Annotated in this window: 22 protein-coding genes and 3 pseudogenes; 14 read left to right on the forward strand and 11 right to left on the reverse strand. The window is 69.6% G+C overall.

Going from position 1 to position 18,397, the window contains the following annotated elements:
* Nucleotides 1-9: 9 nt before the first annotated feature.
* Both BXU09_RS14270 and BXU09_RS14275 read right to left on the reverse strand, forming a co-directional pair.
* A complete protein-coding gene (locus tag BXU09_RS14270) occupies nt 10-984 on the reverse strand; it encodes a hypothetical protein (protein WP_240501272.1) in 975 nt (324 codons plus the stop codon).
* 25 nt (nt 985-1,009) lie between these two features.
* Nucleotides 1,010-1,606, reverse strand: a complete 597-nt coding sequence (locus tag BXU09_RS14275; protein ID WP_144012133.1) for a gamma carbonic anhydrase family protein — start codon at nt 1,604-1,606, stop codon at nt 1,010-1,012.
* Between the two features lie 298 nt (nt 1,607-1,904).
* Between BXU09_RS14275 and BXU09_RS14280 the strand changes: the two genes are divergently transcribed.
* The 7 genes from BXU09_RS14280 (at nt 1,905) to BXU09_RS14310 (ending at nt 8,350) form a co-directional block, all read left to right on the forward strand.
* Nucleotides 1,905-2,171, forward strand: a complete 267-nt coding sequence (locus BXU09_RS14280; protein ID WP_055362996.1) for a cold shock domain-containing protein — start codon at nt 1,905-1,907, stop codon at nt 2,169-2,171.
* Between the two features lie 244 nt (nt 2,172-2,415).
* Complete coding sequence (locus BXU09_RS14285; RefSeq protein WP_078304447.1) at nt 2,416-3,672, forward strand: YjgN family protein; 1,257 nt, start codon at nt 2,416-2,418, stop codon at nt 3,670-3,672.
* A gap of 2 nt (nt 3,673-3,674) precedes the next feature.
* The gene (locus BXU09_RS14290; RefSeq protein WP_078304449.1) at nt 3,675-4,742 is read left to right on the forward strand and encodes a M48 family metallopeptidase; all 1,068 of its coding nucleotides are present in this window, start codon (nt 3,675-3,677) and stop codon (nt 4,740-4,742) included.
* Nucleotides 4,743-4,818: 76 nt separating this feature from the next.
* Nucleotides 4,819-5,409 carry an NADPH-dependent FMN reductase gene (locus BXU09_RS14295; RefSeq protein WP_078304451.1) on the forward strand — a complete coding sequence of 197 codons (591 nt, stop codon included), beginning with the start codon at nt 4,819-4,821 and terminating at the stop codon, nt 5,407-5,409.
* Complete coding sequence (locus BXU09_RS14300; RefSeq protein ID WP_240501274.1) at nt 5,406-6,176, forward strand: RluA family pseudouridine synthase; 771 nt, start codon at nt 5,406-5,408, stop codon at nt 6,174-6,176. Before BXU09_RS14295 ends, BXU09_RS14300 begins: the two co-directional genes overlap by 4 nt.
* A gap of 70 nt (nt 6,177-6,246) precedes the next feature.
* The gene (locus tag BXU09_RS14305; RefSeq protein ID WP_078299293.1) at nt 6,247-7,503 is read left to right on the forward strand and encodes an MFS transporter; all 1,257 of its coding nucleotides are present in this window, start codon (nt 6,247-6,249) and stop codon (nt 7,501-7,503) included.
* A gap of 334 nt (nt 7,504-7,837) precedes the next feature.
* Nucleotides 7,838-8,350, forward strand: a complete 513-nt coding sequence (locus BXU09_RS14310; RefSeq protein WP_055363037.1) for a pyridoxamine 5'-phosphate oxidase family protein — start codon at nt 7,838-7,840, stop codon at nt 8,348-8,350.
* Nucleotides 8,351-8,460: 110 nt separating this feature from the next.
* Here BXU09_RS14310 and BXU09_RS14315 read toward each other — a convergent pair whose 3' ends face one another.
* Nucleotides 8,461-8,925 carry an OmpH family outer membrane protein gene (locus BXU09_RS14315; RefSeq protein WP_055363036.1) on the reverse strand — a complete coding sequence of 155 codons (465 nt, stop codon included), beginning with the start codon at nt 8,923-8,925 and terminating at the stop codon, nt 8,461-8,463.
* 265 nt (nt 8,926-9,190) lie between these two features.
* Nucleotides 9,191-9,679 (reverse strand): OmpH family outer membrane protein, encoded by a 489-nt coding sequence (locus BXU09_RS14320; protein ID WP_055363035.1) that lies wholly within the window; start codon nt 9,677-9,679, stop codon nt 9,191-9,193.
* A 142-nt stretch (nt 9,680-9,821) separates the two neighbouring features.
* Between BXU09_RS14320 and BXU09_RS14325 the strand changes: the two genes are divergently transcribed.
* Nucleotides 9,822-10,445 carry a CBS and ACT domain-containing protein gene (locus BXU09_RS14325; RefSeq protein ID WP_055363034.1) on the forward strand — a complete coding sequence of 208 codons (624 nt, stop codon included), beginning with the start codon at nt 9,822-9,824 and terminating at the stop codon, nt 10,443-10,445.
* Nucleotides 10,446-10,517: 72 nt separating this feature from the next.
* Here BXU09_RS14325 and lysX read toward each other — a convergent pair whose 3' ends face one another.
* The 6 genes and pseudogenes from lysX to BXU09_RS14355 form a co-directional block, all read right to left on the reverse strand.
* Entirely contained in the window at nt 10,518-11,381 is an 864-nt protein-coding gene (gene lysX, locus BXU09_RS14330) for a lysine biosynthesis protein LysX (protein WP_078299297.1), read from the reverse strand.
* An 83-nt stretch (nt 11,382-11,464) separates the two neighbouring features.
* Entirely contained in the window at nt 11,465-11,638 is a 174-nt protein-coding gene (lysW, locus tag BXU09_RS14335; RefSeq protein WP_078299300.1) for a lysine biosynthesis protein LysW, read from the reverse strand.
* 82 nt (nt 11,639-11,720) lie between these two features.
* Entirely contained in the window at nt 11,721-12,059 is a 339-nt protein-coding gene (locus BXU09_RS14340; protein ID WP_078299303.1) for a hypothetical protein, read from the reverse strand.
* A gap of 23 nt (nt 12,060-12,082) precedes the next feature.
* The gene (locus tag BXU09_RS14345) at nt 12,083-12,577 is read right to left on the reverse strand and encodes a homoaconitate hydratase (RefSeq protein WP_078299306.1); all 495 of its coding nucleotides are present in this window, start codon (nt 12,575-12,577) and stop codon (nt 12,083-12,085) included.
* A 1-nt stretch (nt 12,578) separates the two neighbouring features.
* Nucleotides 12,579-12,980 carry a VOC family protein gene (locus tag BXU09_RS14350; RefSeq protein WP_078299309.1) on the reverse strand — a complete coding sequence of 134 codons (402 nt, stop codon included), beginning with the start codon at nt 12,978-12,980 and terminating at the stop codon, nt 12,579-12,581.
* Nucleotides 12,977-14,262 (reverse strand): annotated as a pseudogene (locus tag BXU09_RS14355) (3-isopropylmalate dehydratase large subunit). The gene BXU09_RS14350 and the pseudogene BXU09_RS14355 overlap by 4 nt, the downstream one beginning before the upstream one ends.
* A 275-nt stretch (nt 14,263-14,537) precedes the next feature.
* Between BXU09_RS14355 and BXU09_RS21540 the strand changes: the two are divergent.
* The 6 genes and pseudogenes from BXU09_RS21540 to BXU09_RS14370 all read left to right on the forward strand — a co-directional run bounded on the left by BXU09_RS21540 (nt 14,538) and on the right by BXU09_RS14370 (nt 17,769).
* On the forward strand, nt 14,538-14,843 hold the full coding sequence (locus tag BXU09_RS21540) for a hypothetical protein (RefSeq protein WP_240501276.1): 306 nt from the start codon (nt 14,538-14,540) through the stop codon (nt 14,841-14,843).
* A gap of 5 nt (nt 14,844-14,848) precedes the next feature.
* On the forward strand, nt 14,849-15,115 hold the full coding sequence (locus BXU09_RS21545; protein ID WP_240501278.1) for a hypothetical protein: 267 nt from the start codon (nt 14,849-14,851) through the stop codon (nt 15,113-15,115).
* Entirely contained in the window at nt 15,112-15,726 is a 615-nt protein-coding gene (locus BXU09_RS21550; protein ID WP_240501280.1) for a hypothetical protein, read from the forward strand. The genes BXU09_RS21545 and BXU09_RS21550 overlap by 4 nt, the downstream gene beginning before the upstream one ends.
* Entirely contained in the window at nt 15,723-15,905 is a 183-nt protein-coding gene (locus tag BXU09_RS21555) for a hypothetical protein (RefSeq protein WP_240501282.1), read from the forward strand. Before BXU09_RS21550 ends, BXU09_RS21555 begins: the two co-directional genes overlap by 4 nt.
* A 182-nt stretch (nt 15,906-16,087) precedes the next feature.
* Nucleotides 16,088-16,411, forward strand: a complete 324-nt coding sequence (locus tag BXU09_RS14365) for a hypothetical protein (protein WP_240501283.1) — start codon at nt 16,088-16,090, stop codon at nt 16,409-16,411.
* A 250-nt stretch (nt 16,412-16,661) separates the two neighbouring features.
* A pseudogene (locus BXU09_RS14370) lies at nt 16,662-17,769 on the forward strand (cation:proton antiporter).
* 109 nt (nt 17,770-17,878) lie between these two features.
* On the opposite strand, the pseudogene BXU09_RS22125 reads toward BXU09_RS14370, so the two are convergent.
* Nucleotides 17,879-18,397: pseudogene (locus BXU09_RS22125) on the reverse strand (radical SAM protein); the annotation flags it as partial.

Here is an 18,397-nt window from a genome sequence, read left to right on the forward strand (position 1 = left end):
GGTTTCCGGTCAGGCTTCGCGGACGTAGCCGCTCTTGACGAAGTCCTGCACCATCGCCTCGAGGTCGTGCAGGGCCACGTCGGTGCGCAGGGCGTACTCGGCGGGCGACAGGTTCTCGCCCAGCGCGCGCAGGAAGGCCAGTCCGGCCGGGCCGTGCTGCGCGCGGAAGGTCTGGTGCAGGCCCGTGATGGCGTTCAGGGCGTCCCGGCCGCGCAGCGTCATGGTGTACTGGTGGTGCGCCCAGCCGGCCAGACTGCGCGGCAGGATCAGCGTCTGCGGCCGCAGCGGGGCGGGGAACGCGCCCTCGTACGGGAGGGTGGCGGGCAGCGTGGCGATGATCTCGCCGCGCAGGTAGTAGATCGCGCCGGTCGGGCGGGCGTGCAGCCCGGTGAAGTCCTCGGTCAGGTTGAACTTCCAGGCGCGTGACCCGACGCCGCTCAGGACGTGCGCCAGGGTCGCCGGGAGCGGGTGGGCGCTCAGGGAGGCGCCCTGCTCGTACAGGTTCAGCAGCTCTCCCAGCGCCTGCTCGCCCGTGGCGGTCGCGGCGGCGGCCGTGACGGCGCGGCCCTCGAACAGCAGCGCGAAGGCACTCTGCTCGCCCAGCGTGGCGTGCAGGTACCCGAACCACGCCTGCTCGTGCAGGTGTTTCAGGAACGCGTGCAGGTCGCAGAACGACTGCTCCAGCCCGGCGTGCGTGGGCGGCGCGTGCGGCAGGAAGCGCGCCAGGAACGGCGCGGCCCCCGGATACATGGGCTGCAGTTCCGGCACGGCCTCCCCGGCCGGTTCGGTGGGGGCGGGCGTCAGGCCGGGCGGGGTTCCGGTCGGTTCGGTCATGGTGGCCTCGGGGGTCGGCCCGGCGGTCAGTTCGGCCGTCGGTTCGGTAGGCAGCCCGGCCGTCGGTTCGGCGCCGGATTCGGGGGCAGGTTCTGCGGGACGCTCGCCGGAGCGGGCGGCTCGGGGGCCGGCGCGACGTTTCTCCTTCACGCGGCCCTCCGGGCGCCCGGCACGGTCACAGGCCGTCCACGCGGGAGAGTACGCGGGACTCTCCGTCCAGCGCCGGGGCGGCCGCTGCGTCCGGGGCGGCCGTGCGGTCCGCATCGTCGGGCAGCAGGATCAGGCCCTGACGGAAACGGGCGGCGTTCTGCACGTACCGCGCCGCGTTTCCGCCGCCCGGCGCGGGCCGGACCACCCGCGCGGGAATGCCGACGGCCAGCATGCCGTCCGGGACGTGTACCCCTTCGGGCAGCACCGCGCCGGCCCCCAGGACCGCGCCCGCGCCCAGACTGGAGCCGCTGAGCATGACCGCGCCCATGCCGACCAGACTGCCGGGGCCGCAGATGGCGCCGTGCACGATGGCGCGGTGCCCGACCGTCACGTGATCGGTCAGGATGCAGGGCCAGCCGGCGTCGGTGTGCAGGACCGCGCCGTCCTGGACGTTGCAGGACGGGCCGACCGTGACGGCCTCGATGTCGCCGCGCAGCACGGCACCGAACCAGACGCTGGCGTGCGCCGCGACCGTGACCTGACCGATGATGTCGGCGCTGGCCGCGATGAACGCGGTGGGGTGAATGTGGGGGACGTGCCCGTCCAGGGCGTAGCGCGGCATGCTGTATTCCTCCGGAAGGTCGCGTGTGCGGTAACGGTCGCTGCGGCGCAGGGCCCGGGGGCTTCGTCAGTGACACACGCGGCGTTGAACTGGGTGTCAGCCTAGCATGACCCTGCTGTCACCGCGCCGCTGCCCCGCTGGGACGGGGCCGGGCAGCGGGATGGCAGGGGCGCAAATCTGCACACCGCCCGGCGCGAGTCATGCGATAATACTGGGGTCTTAAAATTCGCGTCATCTGTTGGGTCTGACCCAGAGGGTGGGATACCAGGCAGCGAATTCTTGAGATGCAAGGAGAGTTATGGCTCAAGGTCGAGTGAAGTGGTTCAACGTTGAAAAAGGCTACGGATTCATCGAGCACCCGGGCAACCCTGACGTGTTCGTGCACTACAGCGCCATCCAGAGCGGCGGTTTCCGCAAGCTCAACGAGGGTGACGAGGTGGAGTTCGAGGTGGAGGCCGGCCAGGGCAGCAAGGGCCCGCAGGCCAAGAACGTGGTCGTCACCAACGCCGCGCCCGCTCCGGTGGGCGGCGGCATGGGCGGCAACCGCGGCGGCAGCCGCTGGTAACGTCCGGCTGAGGCTCCCCTGCGGAGCCTGAGCGGACAGCACCCCTGCGGCTCAGCCCCCCCACCATTCGGAGATTCACCTGTGCAGCGGACGCGTCGTCGTCCGCTGCTTGCGTTTCCGGGCGCGGCCGACTCGTACGGACTGCTCCCACTCGCTGCCGCTCGGATTGAACGGTTGTTGCAACCCGTTCGGAGTCCGTCAGATGCGTCCACGCGTCGGCCGCGCAGCCCGTAGCATGGCGGACATGAGCGACCCCGTCTCCCTGTCCAAGGACCGCCCGGCGGCCGTCCCGGACTCCGGCACGCCCCTCGGACGACACGCCGCCGCGCCCGCGACAGGCCCTGACACCGGCTCTGGCACCGGCCCTGACACAGGCTCTGGCACCGGCCCTTCCGCAGGCACGCACGCGGCGGACGGCCCGCAGGCCGCGCCGGTCGTCACGGCCTACCCGGTGTCGTTCACGGGGTCGGCAGGCGAGTACTTCCGGCTGTGGATCGTGAACTCGGCGCTGACGGTCGTGACGCTGGGCCTGTACCTGCCGTGGGCGCGGGTTCGCAACCGGCAGTACTTCTACGGGCACACCTGGGTGGACGGTCACAACTTCGAGTACCGGGCCGATCCGCGCCGCCTGCTGCGCTCTTACCTGCTGGTGGGGGCGCTGTTCCTGGCCTATGTGCTGACCAGCGAGAGCGAGAGCCTGGGCTGGGTGTCGGGCCTGATCGCCCTGCTGTTCCTGGGGTTGTACCCGTGGCTGGTGGCGCAGTCCATGCGGTTCCAGGCGGTGAATACCGTGCACCGTGGTCTGCGCTTTCACTTTGACGGCCGCGTGCAGGACGCCTACGTGGCGTACGGCGCGGCGAACGTGGCGGCGGCCGTGTCCGGGGGTCTGGCGCTGCCGTGGGCGTGGTTCATGCAGCGCCGCTACCAGCTGAACAACCTGCGGTACGGGTCGGCGCGCGGCCTGTTCCGGGGGGACGTGGCGCCCATGTACCTGATCGCGCTGGTCGGCGTGGGCCTGCTGGTCGGGGCGGGGCTGCTGCTGGCCATTCCGGCGGGCGTGGCGCTCGTGGCGTGGATGGCCAGTCAGGGCTTCGAGCTGGACAGCCTGAACTGGAATAGTGCGGGCTTGCTGGGCGTGCTGTTCGTCGTGGTGGCGTACGTGATCCTGCTGGCGATGAACGGCGTGGCGTGGCAGTACGTGCGGGCCGCGACCATGCGGTACGTGCTGAACAACGCCGAACTGGGCGGCGTGGTCCGCACGGGCGCGACCTTCAACCCCTGGCAGGTCGTGTGGATCACCGTGTCGAACGGCGTGGCGCAGGTGCTGACACTGGGCCTCGCGACCCCCTGGGCGGACATCCGCCGTAACCGCTACCTCCTGGAGGGCGTGACCGTGCGGGCCATCGTGCCGCTCGACGAGTTCGCGGGCCGTCAGGGTGGTCCGGAGTCGGCGCTGGGCGAGGCCGCCACGGAACTCCTCGACATCGGGCTGGGGTTCTGAGGATGTCGGGCCGCGACTCCTGGCCCGAGGTGCCGGGCGTGTACTTCGACGGGCAGGTCAGCCGCGACCACCCCGCCACGCTGCACCTGGGACCGGACGGCGCGCGGCTGCGCCTGCCGGGCCGCGCCGACCACCACTGGCGCGCGGCCGACGTGACCGTGGACCCGGCGCTGCCCGGCGTGCGCCGCGCGCTGTCCTTCCCGGACGGCAGCCGGTTCGAGACCACCGACCACGCCGCCGTCCGCGACTGGGAGTCCCGGCAGGGACGCAACCGCCTGCTGGGCGGCGTGGCCCGCCTGGAGGCCAGCTGGGGCGCGGCGCTGGGCGCGGTCGCCGTGACCGGGGCGCTGCTGTGGGGCTTCGTGACCTTCGGCCTGCCGGTCCTGGCGCGTCAGGCGGCGGCCGTGACCCCGCAGGGCGTGCTGGCCACCTTCGACCGCGAGGCACTGACGGTCCTGGAGCAGCAGGAACTGGTCGGGCCGAGCCGCCTGAGCGCCGCGCGGCAGGCCGAGCTGCAGGCCGCCTTCCGGGACGTGAGTGCCTGGGCGGGCGGCGGGTACGGGTACCGGCTGCTGCTGCGTGACGGCGAGCCGGCGGGAAGCAGCGGACTGGGCGCGAACGCGTTCGCGTTGCCGAACGGCACGGTCGTCATGACCGATCAGCTGGTCGAGCTGGGCCGCAGTGACCGGGAACTGATCGGGGTGCTGGCGCACGAGGCGGGGCACGTCACGCAGCGGCACGGACTGGCCAGCGTGTACCAGGCGCTGGGCCTGGGCCTGATCGTCACAGCCCTGACCGGGGACGTGGTCAGCGCGTCCACGTTCGCGGCGGCGGTGCCGGTCGCGCTGGTGCAGGGCGGGTACTCGCGGGCCGCCGAGACGCAGTCCGACCGGATCGCCGCCCGCTACCTGCTGGAGCGGTACGGCACCACCCGGCCCCTTCAGACGATCCTGGCCCGCCTGGAGTCGGCCCAGGGAGGTGCGGGCGGCCTGCCGGACCTGCTGAACACCCACCCCGGCACGGACGCCCGTATCGAGCACCTGCGGCGGCTGGAGGACGCGGCCCGCTGACCCGGCGGGCACAGACGCGGCACACACAGACAGCCCGGCACAGATGGACAGCGCCTCATGCACTACGCTCTGGGGCGTGAAGTTCACGGTTCTGTCCACCAGTCTCGACCCGGAAAGCCGCAGCGCGTGGCTGTGCACCCTGGCCGCCGCGCAGTTGCGGGCGCAGGGACACGAGGTCACGTTCCTCGACCTGCGGACCGATCCGCTCCCGCCCTTCGACAACGTGCAGGGAGCCGGGGGCTGTTACGACCACCCGAACGCCGCGCGGTACCACGCGGCCGTGGCGGGCGCGGACGGCGTGTTCCTGGGCGTGCCCGTGTACAACTGGGGCCTGGGGTCCGGAGCGAAAGCCCTGGTGGAACTGACGGGCAGCAGCGACGAGGCGCGCGGCCTGCACGGCGCGTGGTTCGACCGGCCCGTCACGTTCCTGGTGTCCGGCGGGCTGGACCACGGGTACCTGAGTCACGGGGCGTTCGCGTTCGGCCTGATGGTGGATTTCCGCTGCGTGGTGAACCCGCACTTCGTGTACGCCACCTCCGCGCACTGGGACGCACCGGGCGTGCCGGGCGAGTGGCTGCGCGGGCGGCTGGCGCGCACCGTGGACCGGGGTGTGGATCTCTCGCAGCGGCTGGCCGGGCGCGATTACGCCAGCGTGTGGGAACTGTGACCGCGCCCGGCCCGGCCCGGCCTGCGCCGCTCCTGCCGCCCACGGAACGCCCGCGCGTGATCCTGGAACACCCGGACTTCTACGTGGTGCACAAACCGGCGTTGTGGCTCACGCACCCGGTGCGGGCGCGGGTGGAGGTGCCGGACCTGCTGACGTTCATGCAGCGCACGACCGGCGAGCCGGACCTCGCGCCGCCGCACCGCCTGGACCGCGAGACGAGCGGCGCGCAGGTCCTGACCCGCGACCGCGAGGCCGCGCAGCGGTTCTTCACGCTGTTCAAGACGCATCTGGTCGGCAAGACGTACCTGTCGATCGTGCACGGTACCCCCGACTGGGAACGGCGCACGCTGGACGCCCCGCTGGGCGACCTGGGGCTGGGCGGCGCGAACCGCGTCAGCATCCGGCAGGGGGTCGTGCCGGACGGACGGCCCGCCGTGACGGACTTCCGGGTGGTGGCCCGCCGCGCCGGTCACGCCCTGATCGAGGCGTACCCGCGCAGCGGCCGCCTGCACCAGATCCGCGCGCACCTGTCGCACCTGGGCCTGCCGATGGTGGGCGACAAGATCTACGGCCGCGATCCCGGCGTGTTCCTGACGTTCATGGAGACCGGGCAGACGCCGGAACTCACGGCGCGGCTGGGGCTGGCGCGTCAGGCGCTGCACGCCGCGCGCATCGCGTTCCCGTGGGCGGGCACGCAGGTCGTGGCCGAGGTGCCGCTCGCCCCGGACCTGCAGGCGTACTGGGACGCCCTGCCGGACACACCCTGAAGGCCCGGCGCGTCCGGCCTGCCCGCTTGCGCATGAGCGCCGGGCGGTCGGCCCGTATACTCGCCGCATCATGATTGCCTCCCCTCCTGCTGCCCCGCGCGTGAGCCCGTGGGTGCTGTCCGCGTTCTGGTTCGGCACGGCCTTCCACTGGCTGCTGCTGCTGCTGGTCCTGATGCCCGCCAACGTCCTCGAATTCGTCGGCCCGGACCGCAAGGGCACGTACGTGGGCGCGCTGACCGCCATCGGCGCGGTCATGGCGCTCGTCATTCCGCCGCTGGTGGGCGCGCACAGCGACCGCACCGGGCGGCGCGTGCCGTACCTGCGGCTGGGCGTGGGCGTGAACATCGCGGGTCTGGCCGTCATGGGGGCCGCCGTGACCCTGCTGAGTGGCATGACCGGCTTCTGGGTGTACGTGCTGGGGTTCCTGCTCGTGCAGTTCGGCAACAACTACGCCACCGCGCCGTACTCGGCCCTGATTCCGCAGCTCGTGCCGACCGAGCAGCGCGGCCGGTACAGCGGCGTGATGGGCATGCTCCAGGCGGCGGGGCAGCTGCTGGGCGCGGTCAGTGCCTTCGTGGTCGGGACGCTGGGGTTGCCGTCCATGGTGTCGTTCGTGCTGATCGCGGTGTTCCTGCTGGTGCCGGCGCTCGTGACGATGCGCGGCGTTCCGGACGACGCCCGCCCCGCCCCGGCCGGCACCCGGCCCGCGCCGTGGCAGTCGCTGTTCGCGTACCGGCCGTTCCTGTGGGTGTTCGTCACGCGCGTCCTGTTCGCGCTGGGGCAGTACTCGGTGCAGCCCTTCTTGCAGTACTACAACGCCGACGTGCTGGGCCAGAAGGACCCGGCCACGTCGAACTCGATCATGCTGGCGTGCATCATCGTGGCGAGCATCGTGTCCGCCCTGATCGGCGGGCGCATCAGTGACCGCGTGGGCCGTAAACCCGTCATCTACGTCGCCGGGACGACCATGGCGGCCGCCGCGCTGCTGCTGCTGGTCGTGCCGGGTTTCGGGGCAGCGCTGCTGCTGGCCGTCGTGTTCGGTCTGGGCTTCGGCGCGTTCACCAGCGTGGACTGGGCGCTGGGCAGCGACGCCATGCCCAGCGACACCAGCTTCGCGCGGGACATGGGCATCTGGCACGTGGCGTTCGTGGCTCCGCAGTTCATCGGGGGGCCGCAGGGCGCGCTGCTCGACTGGGGGAACGCGCAGGGCGGCAACCTGGGGTACACGCTGGTGTTCGGCGTGGCCGCCGCCTTCTTCATCCTGGGCGTACTGCTGGTCCGCAACGTGCCGGACACCCGCCCGAAAGGTCAGCACCTGCCTGCCTGAGCGTCACCTCTGCTGATACGGGTTCCGTTTGTTTCGCCGACAATCCGGAACTTCACCGGATTGCCGGCTCCACGTCCGGAACCCGTTTCTCTCCTTCTCGCATCCGCTCGGATTGAACGGTCTTTGCAGTCCATTCAATCGGAGTCCGTATGAGTAGCGGAAGTGCGCGGCCCGGACGCCAGAGGTCCGGGCCGTTCCCATGGTTGGCCCTGGTGCGGGGTGTCCGGTTGTTCCTCACGGAGCGTGCAGGGTTCCTTCAGAACGGGTTACGAAGCTGTTCACACGGTGCCTCTCATTTCAGTTCGGCGCGGCGGGCGCGTGACAGGGTGAACCCATGACTCAATCCGATACCGCGCAATCCGATACCGCCCGCACGGACTCCATCAAGACGCTGGCCGCCATGATCAAGGAAGTCCACTTCGCCATGCTGACCGTGCAGACCGCCGACGGTCACCTGCACGCCCACCCCATGACCACGCAGCAGGTCGAGTTCGACGGTGACATCTGGTTCATCGGCGGCAAGGACACCGAGCAGGTGCAGAACATGGCGGCCCGCCCCCAGGTGAACGTCAGTTACTCCAGCCCCGACAAGGGCGTGTACGTCAGCGTGAACGGCACCGCGCAACTGGTCGAGAACCGCGCGAAACTCGATGAACTCTGGAGTGACTTCTACCAGACGTACTTCCCGCAGGGCAAGGAAGACCCGAACATCCAGCTGATCCAGATTCACGCGAACGGCGCCGAGTACTGGGAAGGCAACGGCAAGATCCGCAGCCTGCTGGCGTTCGCGAAGGGACTGGTCGGTGGGAAGCCCGACATGGGCGAGAACGAAACCGTCCGACTCTGATCGGCTGCGCGCCCTGACCACATCGGGTCAGACATGATCACAGAACGGACTCCGGAAGAGGGGCAGCTGCCCGCCTTCCGGAGTCTGTTCTGTGAGGTGATTCCCGCCGTTTACTTCAGTTCTTTGAGGACGGCGTTGTTCAGGTTCGTGGCGCCCTCGTTGGCGTACACGATCAGGCTGGTCTGCGCGGCGACCCGTTCGTCCAGGACGACGGTGTAGCCGTTGGCGCGGGCGACCTTGGCGACGGCGGCGTTCATCTTGGTGCCCAGCGGTTTGAAGGCCGCGTCGATGCGTTTGGCGTAGTCGGTGCGGGCGGCCGCGTACGCCTGCTGCGCCTTGGTGAGGGCGGCGCGGTCGGCGGCGGTGCTGGCCTTCGCCGCGAGCGCCTGGATGTTCTTCTGCTTCGCGGCGAGGTCGCTGCTGGCCCTGGCGTTCAGGTCCAGGTAGGCCTGCGCGCCGGGCATGCCCTTCACGACCGTCTGGACGTTCAGGATGCCGACGCGGTTCTTGCTCTGCTGGGCGTGCGGGACGGTGGTCAGCAGGGCGAGCGGGAGGAGGAGCATGAATCGGTTCAAGGGAAGTTCTCCTGGCCCGGCAGGAAGCCGGTGGTGACGGAGCCGGCCCCGCAGCGAGTACCGCGCGGGGCCAGCTTCGGGTCAGGGGTGATCGCGCGGAGGCGGGCTTATACGGATTCCGTTTGTTTCGTTGACAACCCGGAAGGGCGCCAGGTTGCTAACTCCACGTCCGGAACCCGTTTCTCTCCCACTCTGCGGGGCAGCTCTACGAGTCGCATCCGCTCGGATTGAACGGTCTTTGCAGCCCATTCAATCGGAGTCCGTATTACTTGACGGACTTGGCGACCGCGTCGGTCAGTTCGCTGGTGGGGTCGGCGTAGATGACCAGTCCGCTCTTGGCGGCCACGTCGCGGTCCATGACGATCGAGAAGCCGTTGCTCTTGGCGACGGTGTTGATGGCGGTGTCCACGGCCTTCTCGACCACGGCGATCTTCGGGGCCAGCTGCTTGTCGTAGGCGTCGGCCTTGCTGCGGATGGTGGTGACCAGCTGCTCGCGGGTCTGTTTCTCGGCGGCCGAGGCGTTCGCGCCCTTGGCATCGATGGCCTTGACCTGCTTGTCGAGCGCCGTGAGTTCATCGTCGGCTTTCTTCTGAATGGCCTGGATTTCCTTGTCGCCGGGGTGGGCGGCCAGGAGTTTGGAAACGTCCACGAACCCGACCTTCTGGGGGGTGGTCTGCGCGTGGGGCGCGACGGTACCGAGGCCGTAGGCGGCCGCGAGGGCCAGGGGGGCCAGGATCTTGGCGTTGATCTTCATGTCGCGCAACGTATCACGCGCCTTTCTGAGCCGAATGAAGGTCAGCTGACCCGGTTCACACCTCCTTTCCATCCCCCGTTCGTGGGGCTGTACGCAGGCAGGCGGGACGTGTGCCGGGCCGGGTCACCTGTACACTGCGCGTATGCTCGTTCGCGACTGGATGACCCGTAATCCGACCACCGTGACTCCCGACACGCCCGTCATGGACGCCCTGAAACTGCTGAAAGAGGGTGGGTTCCGCCGCCTGCCGGTCATGGAGGGCGAGCGGCTGGTCGGCATCACGACCCGCAAGGACCTGAAAGACGCCATGCCCAGCAAGGCCACGACCCTGAGCGTCTGGGAACTGAATTACCTGCTGAGCAAACTGACGGTCGAGGAGATGATGGCCCGCCCGGTCATCACGGCCGCCGAGGGCGAGTACATGGAGGACGCGGCGCTGCGCATGCAGGAGCATCACGTGGGGGGCCTGCCGGTCCTGAACGACGCGGGCCGCCTGAGTGGGATCATCACGACCATGGATGTCCTGCGGGCCTTCACGGGCATCCTGGGCATGCGCGAGGGCGGGCAGCGCCTGACGCTGGACATGCCGGACGTGCCGGGCAGCCTGGAACGCGCGACCGGGGCGATCCTGCCGAGCAACATCATCAGCGTCGCCACGTACGGCGGCGAGAACGGCCGGCGCCGTTTCGTGATGCGCGTCAGCGGCGAGGGCCTCAAGGACGTGCGCGAGCGCGTGCGGGCCACCGGCATCGACGTGCTGGACTGACCCACACAGAGGTGACGCAACCAGAAGAGAGGCCCGGTGATCGGCACACCGGGCCTCTCTCTTTGCAGCCGGTTACAGCAGGCTGATGGCGTACTCGCCCATCCGGCGCGGGATGTTCACGCCGGTGGTCGCCACGGAGTTCTTGAATTCCATGGTGTGATTGATCTCGATGATCTTCAGGCCGCCCCACTCGTTCTGGGCACCCGGGTCCTCGACGAGGTCGATGGCGACGATCTGGCCGTGGACGGCGGCGGCGGCCCGCACGGCCAGGTCGGCCATCTCGGGCGTGACGGGGCAGTTGCTGGCCCTGGCGCCGCGCGCGGTGTTCGTGATCCAGTGTTCGCTGGTGCGGTAGATCGCGCCGATGCACTCGCCGCCCACCACGAACGCGCGGATGTCACGGCCGGGTTTGTTGATGAGTTCCTGCACGTAGAAGATGCCGTGCTGCGGCCCGCCCAGCACTTCCTTGTGCTCGATGACGGCCTCGGCGGCGGCGCGGTCGTTCAGGCGGCTGACCATGCGGCCCCACGAGCCGACGGTGGGTTTCAGGACGACCGGGTAGCCCATCTCCTCGATGAGTTGCAGGGCCGCGTCGCCGTCGAAGGCCACGCCGGTACGGGGGGTGGGCAGGCCGTGGGCGTGCAGGGCGGCGTTCGTGGCGAGTTTGTCGCCGCACAGTTCGATGACGTGCGCGGGGTTGATGACCTTCACGCCGAAGCCTTCGAGGGCGCGGGTCACGCCGTGGCCGCGGCTCTGGCTGACGCAGCGTTCGATGGCGACCTTCCAGGGCACGGCGGCGCGGCCCTGCTCGTCGAAGGTGACGGTCAGTTGCGGCGCGTAAACCTTGTCGTAGGGCACGCCGAGGTCGTCGAGGGCCTCGAAGAGCATTTTCTCGTCGGGGCGGATGCGGTCGTACAGGACGGCGAGGTCTGCCATGGGGGTGTCCGGGGTGGGTGGCCCTGCAAGGGAGCGCGGTCAGGTGTTCCGGTGGAACGGCCTGACCGCGTGCCCTGGCGGGGTCACTCTCCCCAGTCCTCCGCTTCCTGCGGGGCGGCTTCGAGGCGGGGCGGTTCGATGGACACGACCTCGTATTCCACGCCGGTTTCGTCGTCGGTGACGAGTTCGCCGAGTTCGGGGTTGGTCAGTTCGATGGTCGCGCCGGTATCGGGGTTTTCAAATTGAATGGTAGCCATATTCACTCCTTACGTTTGGTAGGTTAACGCACCTAATTTATGGCGTTCGCAATTGCCTAGGCAGGTGGTAGAAACCTTGCGCTCAGATCACGTCCGGGTCGTCCATCAACTCCAGCGCCACCAGACCCTTGCAGTGCGGACACGACACCACGCTGACCTCCACACCGTCCAGCACCTGCACCGGCGCGGCCCCCAGCATGTCCTCGGTCACCTCGAACTCCTCACCGCAATTCGGGCAGGTCGTCATCTCACCCAGCAGCTCCAGATCGAAGTCCTCGCCCTCACCGTTGCGGGTCACTTCCATCTCCGAATGGCAGGAGTCGCACACGATGACGTCCCCCACCATCAGCTCCGCACGGTCCTCGTCGGTCAGTTCCAGCACTTCCGCACACACGGGGCATTCAATCTCCAGGGTCGCCATGCCCCCAGTGTAGGGCCCCCGGTTCAGGCGGGCTCGCCGGGAAAACGCCCATGCTTCTTGAAGAACGCCAGGATGCTCCCCTCCGCCAGAGCCTCGCGCAGGAACTCCGGTGGCGGCGGCAACTGCACCGTCCCGCCCGCATGCGTCAGCACGCCGGTGGGCACGTCCAGCGACACGTCCGCGCCGTCCTCCAGCAGCCCGGTCAGGTCGAACTCGAACGCCGGGATGCCCAGGTTCAGCAGGTTGCGGTAATGAATGCGCGCGAAACTCGGCGCGACGATCCCGCCCACCTGCAACTTCTTCAGCGCCTGCGGGGCGTACTCGCGGCTGCTGCCCAGCCCCCAGTTGCGCCCCCCGATCAGCACGTCGCCGGGCTGCACGGACGCGGCGAACTCCGGGCGGATGTAATGGAACGCGAAAGTCTGAAACACGTCCTCGCCCGCCATGAACGGCGCGAACTTGCCCGGCAGGATGTCGTCCGTGTTCACACTGTCACCAAATTTCCAGATTCTCGCCATCTCAGGCCCCCTCTTGCTCGTACGCTTGTTCGTAACTGATGAATTCCAGCAGCGACCCATCCGGATCGCGGAAGTACACACTGAGGCCGTCACCCTGCGCGCCCGCGCGGGCCACCGGGCCCAGTTCCACCGGCACGCCACACGCACTCAGGTGCGCGGCGGCCCCGCTGACCGGGCCGTCCCACACGAAGCACAAGTCACTGCCACCCGGCGCGACCGGCACGCGCGCCAGCGGCTGCGGACTCAGGCCCGGCCCGTGCAGGTTCAGCTGCTGCGCCCCGAAGCGGTACGCGAAGCCCTGAGCGCGTGGGATGACCTCGGCCCCCAGCACCCGCGCGTAGAACTCGTTCGAACGCGCCCAGTCGGAGACGTGCAGCACGCAGTGATCCAGCCGGACGTTCACGCGGGTACCGGGGTGGACAGCACGTCCTCTGGCAGTGCGACGCGGCCCATGACGGCGGTCGCGGCGGCCACGGCGGGCGACGCGAGGTAGATGCGGGCGTCCTTGTCGCCCATCCGCCCGATGAAGTTGCGGTTACTGGTGCTGACGCAGACCTCGCCGGGGGCCAGCACGCCCTGGTGGCGGCCCATGCACGGCCCGCAGCCAGGCGTTCCCAGCACCGCTCCGGCGCGTTGCAGGGTCAGGAGGGTGCCGTCGGCCATGGCGTCCTCCATGACCTGACTGCTGGCCGGAATGACGAGCAGTCGCGTGCCGGGGGCGACGCGCCGTCCGCGCAGGACGTCGGCGGCGGCGTGCAGGTCCTCGATGCGGCCGTTCGTGCAGGTGCCGATGAACACCTGATCCACGTGCTGGTCGCGCAGCTGTTCGCGCAGGTCGGCCACGTCGAACACGTTGTCGACCTCGTTGGGGGCGCTCATGCGGGGGTTCAGGGTGCCCAGGTCGATCTCGATGCTCTGCACGTACGTGGCGCCGTCGTCGGGGTACACCCAGTCGGGGATGTCGTAGCCGTACGCGGTGAGGATCTCGCCGCCGGGCACGACCAGTCCGACCTTCGCTCCGGCCTCGACGCAGAGGTTCGCCAGGGTCATGCGTTCGCCGCGCGTGAAGCGGTCCCCGGCGTGCATCTCGATGCTCTGGTAGGTCGCGCCGTCCGCGCCGAGGCGGCGGATCATCTCCAGGGCGACGTCCTTGGCACTCACGCCCGCTCTGAGGTCGCCGGTGAAGGTGACTTTCACGCTCTCGGGGACTTTCAGCCAGGTCTTGCCGCTGGCGGCGGCCAGGGCGATGTCGGTGGCGCCCATGCCGGTCCCGAACGCGGCGACCGCGCCGTACGTGGTGGAGTGGCTGTCGCTGCCCAGCACGATCCAGCCGGGCCGGGCCAGTCCTTCCTCCATCAGCACCTGATGGCAGATGCCGCGCCCCACGTCGAACAGGCGCACGCCGGTCTGCGCGGCGTACTCGCGTGCTTCCTTCTGCGCCTGCGCCACGCTGACGGTGCTCGCGGGGGCAACGTGATCGATGACGATACTGACCCGCTCGGGGTATCTGGGCGTGGCGTTCAGGTCCTGCCCCATGCGCTGGATGAAGCTCTGGGCGATGGAGTCCACGACCATGACCTGATCGACCTCGACGACCGCGAGGTCGCCGGCGTACACAACCTGCGTGCCGCGTCGGAGAGGATCTTTTCCGCCATGGTCTGCGGGCGGGGGGTGGGGTTCGTCATGCGCCCCATCATGCCGCATCCGGCCAGGGTCGGCGTGAGATTGACTGGATTTCAGGCTGAATTGTTTGCAAACGCCAGGAAGGGGTGGGAAGGGTGCAGTTCAAAAATGAACCCCAGTCAAGTCAACCGCTGCCCCGGTATGTCACTGTGCGGAGCGTACCCACAACCCAGCTGCCACCCGCGGCAGATCCGTCCGTTCCAGCGTGAACGGACTTCAGCAGTCCTGTTCCGGCACCCGGCGCGGGCCTGCCTCCGCCCGTGGCCCAGGAGCCGTCATGTCCCATGCCCCGCACCGTACGCCTGCCCGCACCCCCGTCCTGGCCGCCCTGAGCGCCGCGCTGCTGCTCGCCTCGTGCGGCGCCCCCACCGGCCCCGCCGCCACCACCGTTCCGGTGACAGCGGCCGTGCCCATCCCGCCCGAGGCGACGGCCGCGCCCACCCGCACCGACCTGCGCGATACCGCCCTGCCCGCGCCGCTGAACGCGCAGGCGCTGGACAAGAGCACGCCGCTGATCCTGGTGCATGGCCTGGGGGCTTCGGACGGGACGAGGCGCTGGGCCTGCGCTACTGGGGCGGCCTGAACGACGTGCAGCAGGACCTGCGCGGCCAGGGGTACAGCGTGTTCACGGCCAGCCTGGGGCCGGTCAGCAGCAACTGGGACCGCGCCGCCGAACTGTACGCGCAGATCAAGGGTGGCTGCGTGGACTACGGCGCGGCGCACGCCGCCACGCACAGGCACGCCCGCACGGACACCGCCAAGTGCTACCCCGGCTTCTACCCGCAGTGGGACGCGCAGCACCCGGTGAACCTGCTGGGGCACTCGATGGCGGGCAGACCGCGCGGGTGCTCGTGAAACTGCTGGACGACGGGGACGCCGCCAACCGCGCCAGCGGCGGCCTGTTCGCCGGAGGCCGCGCCGGGTGGGTGCGCAGCGTCATGACGGTCAGCAGCCCCAACAACGGCAGTCCCGCCGCCGACACGTTGCAGGACGCCGTGCCCATGTTCAAGAACCTGATCCTGGCGTTCGCGGGCAGCGTCGGCGGGCTCGACCCGCAGAACTTCGTGTACAACTTCGACCTGGGCCAGTGGGGTCTGAGCCGCGCGCCGGGCGAGAGTTTCACCACGTACAACACCCGCGTGTTCAACTCCGGCATCTGGAACACCCGCGATCAGGCGGCGTACGACCTGAGCCCGGACGGCGCGGCCGCCCTGAACGCCTACGCGGGCCGCAGCCGCACCACGCGGTACTTCTCGTGGGAGACGAACGCCAGCACGCCCGGCCTGCTCAGCGGCTGGCACTACCCCAACCCCACCATGAACGCCGTCCTGCAACCCATCGCTTACCCCCACGCGTGGCCGCTGAAGCCTGGGCTGGGAACGTCAGTGGCCGCAGCCCCGGCGGGGCCGTCACGTACAGCAGCGCGTGGTGGGCGAACGACGGGATCGTCCCGAACACGTCCATGAACGCCCCGACCAGCCAGGGCAGCGCCGCGTACACCGGGCAGGCCACCACGCCCGGAAGCTGGTATCGCCTGGGCCGCGTCAGCGGGTACGACCACATCGACATCACGGGCAACCTGTCGTTCCGGGACGTGAAGACCTTCTACCGCAACCAGGCGGCGTTCCTGGGCAGCGTGAAGTGACCGCCTACCTGCGCGCCTGATACGGATTCCGTTTGTTTCGCCGACAACCCGGAACATCGCCGGCTTGTCAGCTTCACGTCCGGAACCCGTTTCTCTCCCACTCGCTTCGCTCGGAATTGAACGGGCTTTGCAGCCCATTCAATCGGAGTCCGTATGACACCCCCTGCCCTATCATGGGCCGCATGGTGAAACTCGACGAGACTCCGCTGCCCGGCGTGGGCATGCGCTACGACTTCGACAGCCGCTCCGGCAAACGCGTGGGCGTCATCACCCACCGCGACGGGCGGCGCGAGATCTTCGTCGCCCGCCGCGACGACCCGGACGCCTGCGCCGAGAGCATCGTCCTGGCCGACGACGAGGCCGAGGCCGTGGCGGACCTGCTGGGCGGCAGCGCCGTCACGCGCCGCCTGGAAACCTCCATGCAGGACATCCAGGACTCGCCATGGACTGGCTACCGCTGCCCGACACCAGCCCCTTCGTGGGAGAGCTGCTGGGCAGCACCATGATGCGCACCCGCACCGGCACGTCCATCGTGGCGGTCATGCGCGGCCAGCAGGCCGTCCCGCGCCGGGACCGGAACTGACCTTCGAGCGCGGCGACGTGGTGGTCGTGGTGGGCACCGCGCCCGGCATCCGGCAGGCGGCCGCGCTGCTGCGCGGCACCCCGTGACCGCCTCCCCACCCGCCCGCACGGGGGGCGCGTGCCGTTAGGTCAACTGTTCCTGGAACTCGGGTGGTCATCCTGGCGCTGGCGCTGGTGGGCCGCGCGGCCGGGCGGCTGGGCATCACACCCATCCCGCTGTACCTGTTGGCGGGCGTGGGGCTGGGCGCGTTCATGCACCTGGGCCGCGCCCCGGAGGAATTCATTCACGTGGGCGCCGAGATCGGCGCGGTGCTGCTGCTGTTCACGCTGGCCTGGAATTCACCAGTCAGAACTCCGCGAGAGCCTGAGCAAGCAGCGGAACATCGGCGCGCTGGATCTCGCCCTGAACTTCCCGCCGGGCCTGATCGCCGGGTGGCTGCTGGGCCTGCCCCCCATGGCCTGCGTGCTGCTGGGCGGCGTGACGTACCTGACCAGCAGCGGCATCGCCAGCAAGGTCCTGTCGGACCTGGGCCGACTCGGGAACCGCGAGACGCCGGTCATCCTGGGCGTGTGCGTGCTGGAGGACGTCGCCATGGCCGTGTACCTGCCGGTCGTGGCGGCGCTGCTGCTGGGCGGCACGCTGGTCGCCATCGGCGTGAACCTGACCGTGGCGCTGGGCGTGTTCGCCCTGACCTTCTTCCTGGCGTTGCGGTACGGGCACCTCCTGAGCCGCGCGCTGAACGTCCCCAGCGACGAGGCGCTGCTGCTGGGCGTGCTGGGACTGGTGCTGGTCGTGGCCGGCGCCGCCGACCTGCTGAAGGTCAGCGCCGCCATCGGCGCGTTCCTGGTGGGCATCGCGCTGTCCGGCGAGGTCGCCGACCGCGCCCGGCGGCAGATCGAGCCGCTGCGGGACCTGTTCGCCGCCGTGTTCTTCGTGTTCTTCGGCCTGCAACTGAACCTCGCGGAGGTGCCGGACGTGCTGCTGGCCGCCACGCTGCTGGCCGTCGTGACCGCCGCCACCAAGTTCGCGGTCGGCTGGATCGGCGCGGCCCGCGCAGGCGTGCAGACACGCGGCCGCGTCCGCGCCGGAGCGACCCTGATCGCACGCGGCGAGTTCAGCATCCTGATCGCGGGCCTGGGCCTGGGGCTCGCGCCGCAACTGGGGCCGCTGGCCGCCGTGTACGTGCTGCTGACCGCCCTGATCGGCCCGGTCCTGGCCCGCTTCGACGCGCCCATCGCCGCGTGGCTGACCCGTCCCGCCCGTCCCGCCGCGAGCAGCTGACCACCAGCAACAGGGAGCGGCGGCAAGGAATATCCCCTGCCGCCGCTCCCTGTTGCTGATCACTCCGCCCGGATTGAACGCTTTGCAAGCCATTCAATCGGAGTCTGTATCAGATGGCGAGGCCCTGCGCGTGGGCGCTGACGTCCTTGCTCTCGTACTGGCCGGGCGGCAGGTCGATGGCGGGGGCGTTCGTCTCGAATTCGTCGCTCCAGCCGACCTCGTCCAGGGCTTTCTTCCACGCGCCGATGCTCTCGTTGCGGTAGATCTGGTAGGCGGCCATGCCGACCTCCGGGCCGCCGCGCGCGATCACGCTTTCCACCCAGGCCCACTTGGCGGACACGTTGCGGAGTTCGGCGGTGGTCCGCAGTTCCTTCTGGATGCGTTTCATGCGTTTCTCGATGACCTGCACGCCCCGCGAAGGGGTCCGCGAAGTGCGGCGTGTGGCGTTTTGGGCACGAAGGGGCTGATGCCCAGCGCGATGCGGTTGATCCCGGCGAGTTCCTTGGTGAACGAGATCAGTTCCGTGATGTCGTCGTCGTTCTCGGGGCCGAGGCCGATCATCATGTACACCTTGACGCCCTTGAAGCCCAGGTCGCGGCTGATGTGCGCGGTCTTGATCAGATCCTCG

This window comes from Deinococcus sp. LM3 (assembly GCF_002017875.1).
GTDB lineage: Bacteria > Deinococcota > Deinococci > Deinococcales > Deinococcaceae > Deinococcus.

Coding starts and splice junctions, on each gene's coding strand:
- lysW (WP_078299300.1), bottom strand. CDS start 11,638: ATGGCTACCATTCAATTTGAAAACCCCGATACCGGCGCGACCATCGAA.
- BXU09_RS14275 (WP_144012133.1), bottom strand. CDS start 1,606: ATGCCGCGCTACGCCCTGGACGGGCACGTCCCCCACATTCACCCCACC.
- BXU09_RS14345 (WP_078299306.1), bottom strand. CDS start 12,577: ATGGCGAGAATCTGGAAATTTGGTGACAGTGTGAACACGGACGACATC.
- BXU09_RS14365 (WP_240501283.1), top strand. CDS start 16,088: ATGGTGAAACTCGACGAGACTCCGCTGCCCGGCGTGGGCATGCGCTAC.
- BXU09_RS14285 (WP_078304447.1), top strand. CDS start 2,416: ATGAGCGACCCCGTCTCCCTGTCCAAGGACCGCCCGGCGGCCGTCCCG.
- lysX (WP_078299297.1), bottom strand. CDS start 11,381: ATGGCAGACCTCGCCGTCCTGTACGACCGCATCCGCCCCGACGAGAAA.
- BXU09_RS14340 (WP_078299303.1), bottom strand. CDS start 12,059: ATGGCGACCCTGGAGATTGAATGCCCCGTGTGTGCGGAAGTGCTGGAA.
- BXU09_RS14305 (WP_078299293.1), top strand. CDS start 6,247: ATGATTGCCTCCCCTCCTGCTGCCCCGCGCGTGAGCCCGTGGGTGCTG.
- BXU09_RS21555 (WP_240501282.1), top strand. CDS start 15,723: ATGAACGCCCCGACCAGCCAGGGCAGCGCCGCGTACACCGGGCAGGCC.
- BXU09_RS14290 (WP_078304449.1), top strand. CDS start 3,675: ATGTCGGGCCGCGACTCCTGGCCCGAGGTGCCGGGCGTGTACTTCGAC.
- BXU09_RS14310 (WP_055363037.1), top strand. CDS start 7,838: ATGACTCAATCCGATACCGCGCAATCCGATACCGCCCGCACGGACTCC.
- BXU09_RS14320 (WP_055363035.1), bottom strand. CDS start 9,679: ATGAAGATCAACGCCAAGATCCTGGCCCCCCTGGCCCTCGCGGCCGCC.
- BXU09_RS21540 (WP_240501276.1), top strand. CDS start 14,538: ATGTCCCATGCCCCGCACCGTACGCCTGCCCGCACCCCCGTCCTGGCC.
- BXU09_RS14325 (WP_055363034.1), top strand. CDS start 9,822: ATGCTCGTTCGCGACTGGATGACCCGTAATCCGACCACCGTGACTCCC.
- BXU09_RS14280 (WP_055362996.1), top strand. CDS start 1,905: ATGGCTCAAGGTCGAGTGAAGTGGTTCAACGTTGAAAAAGGCTACGGA.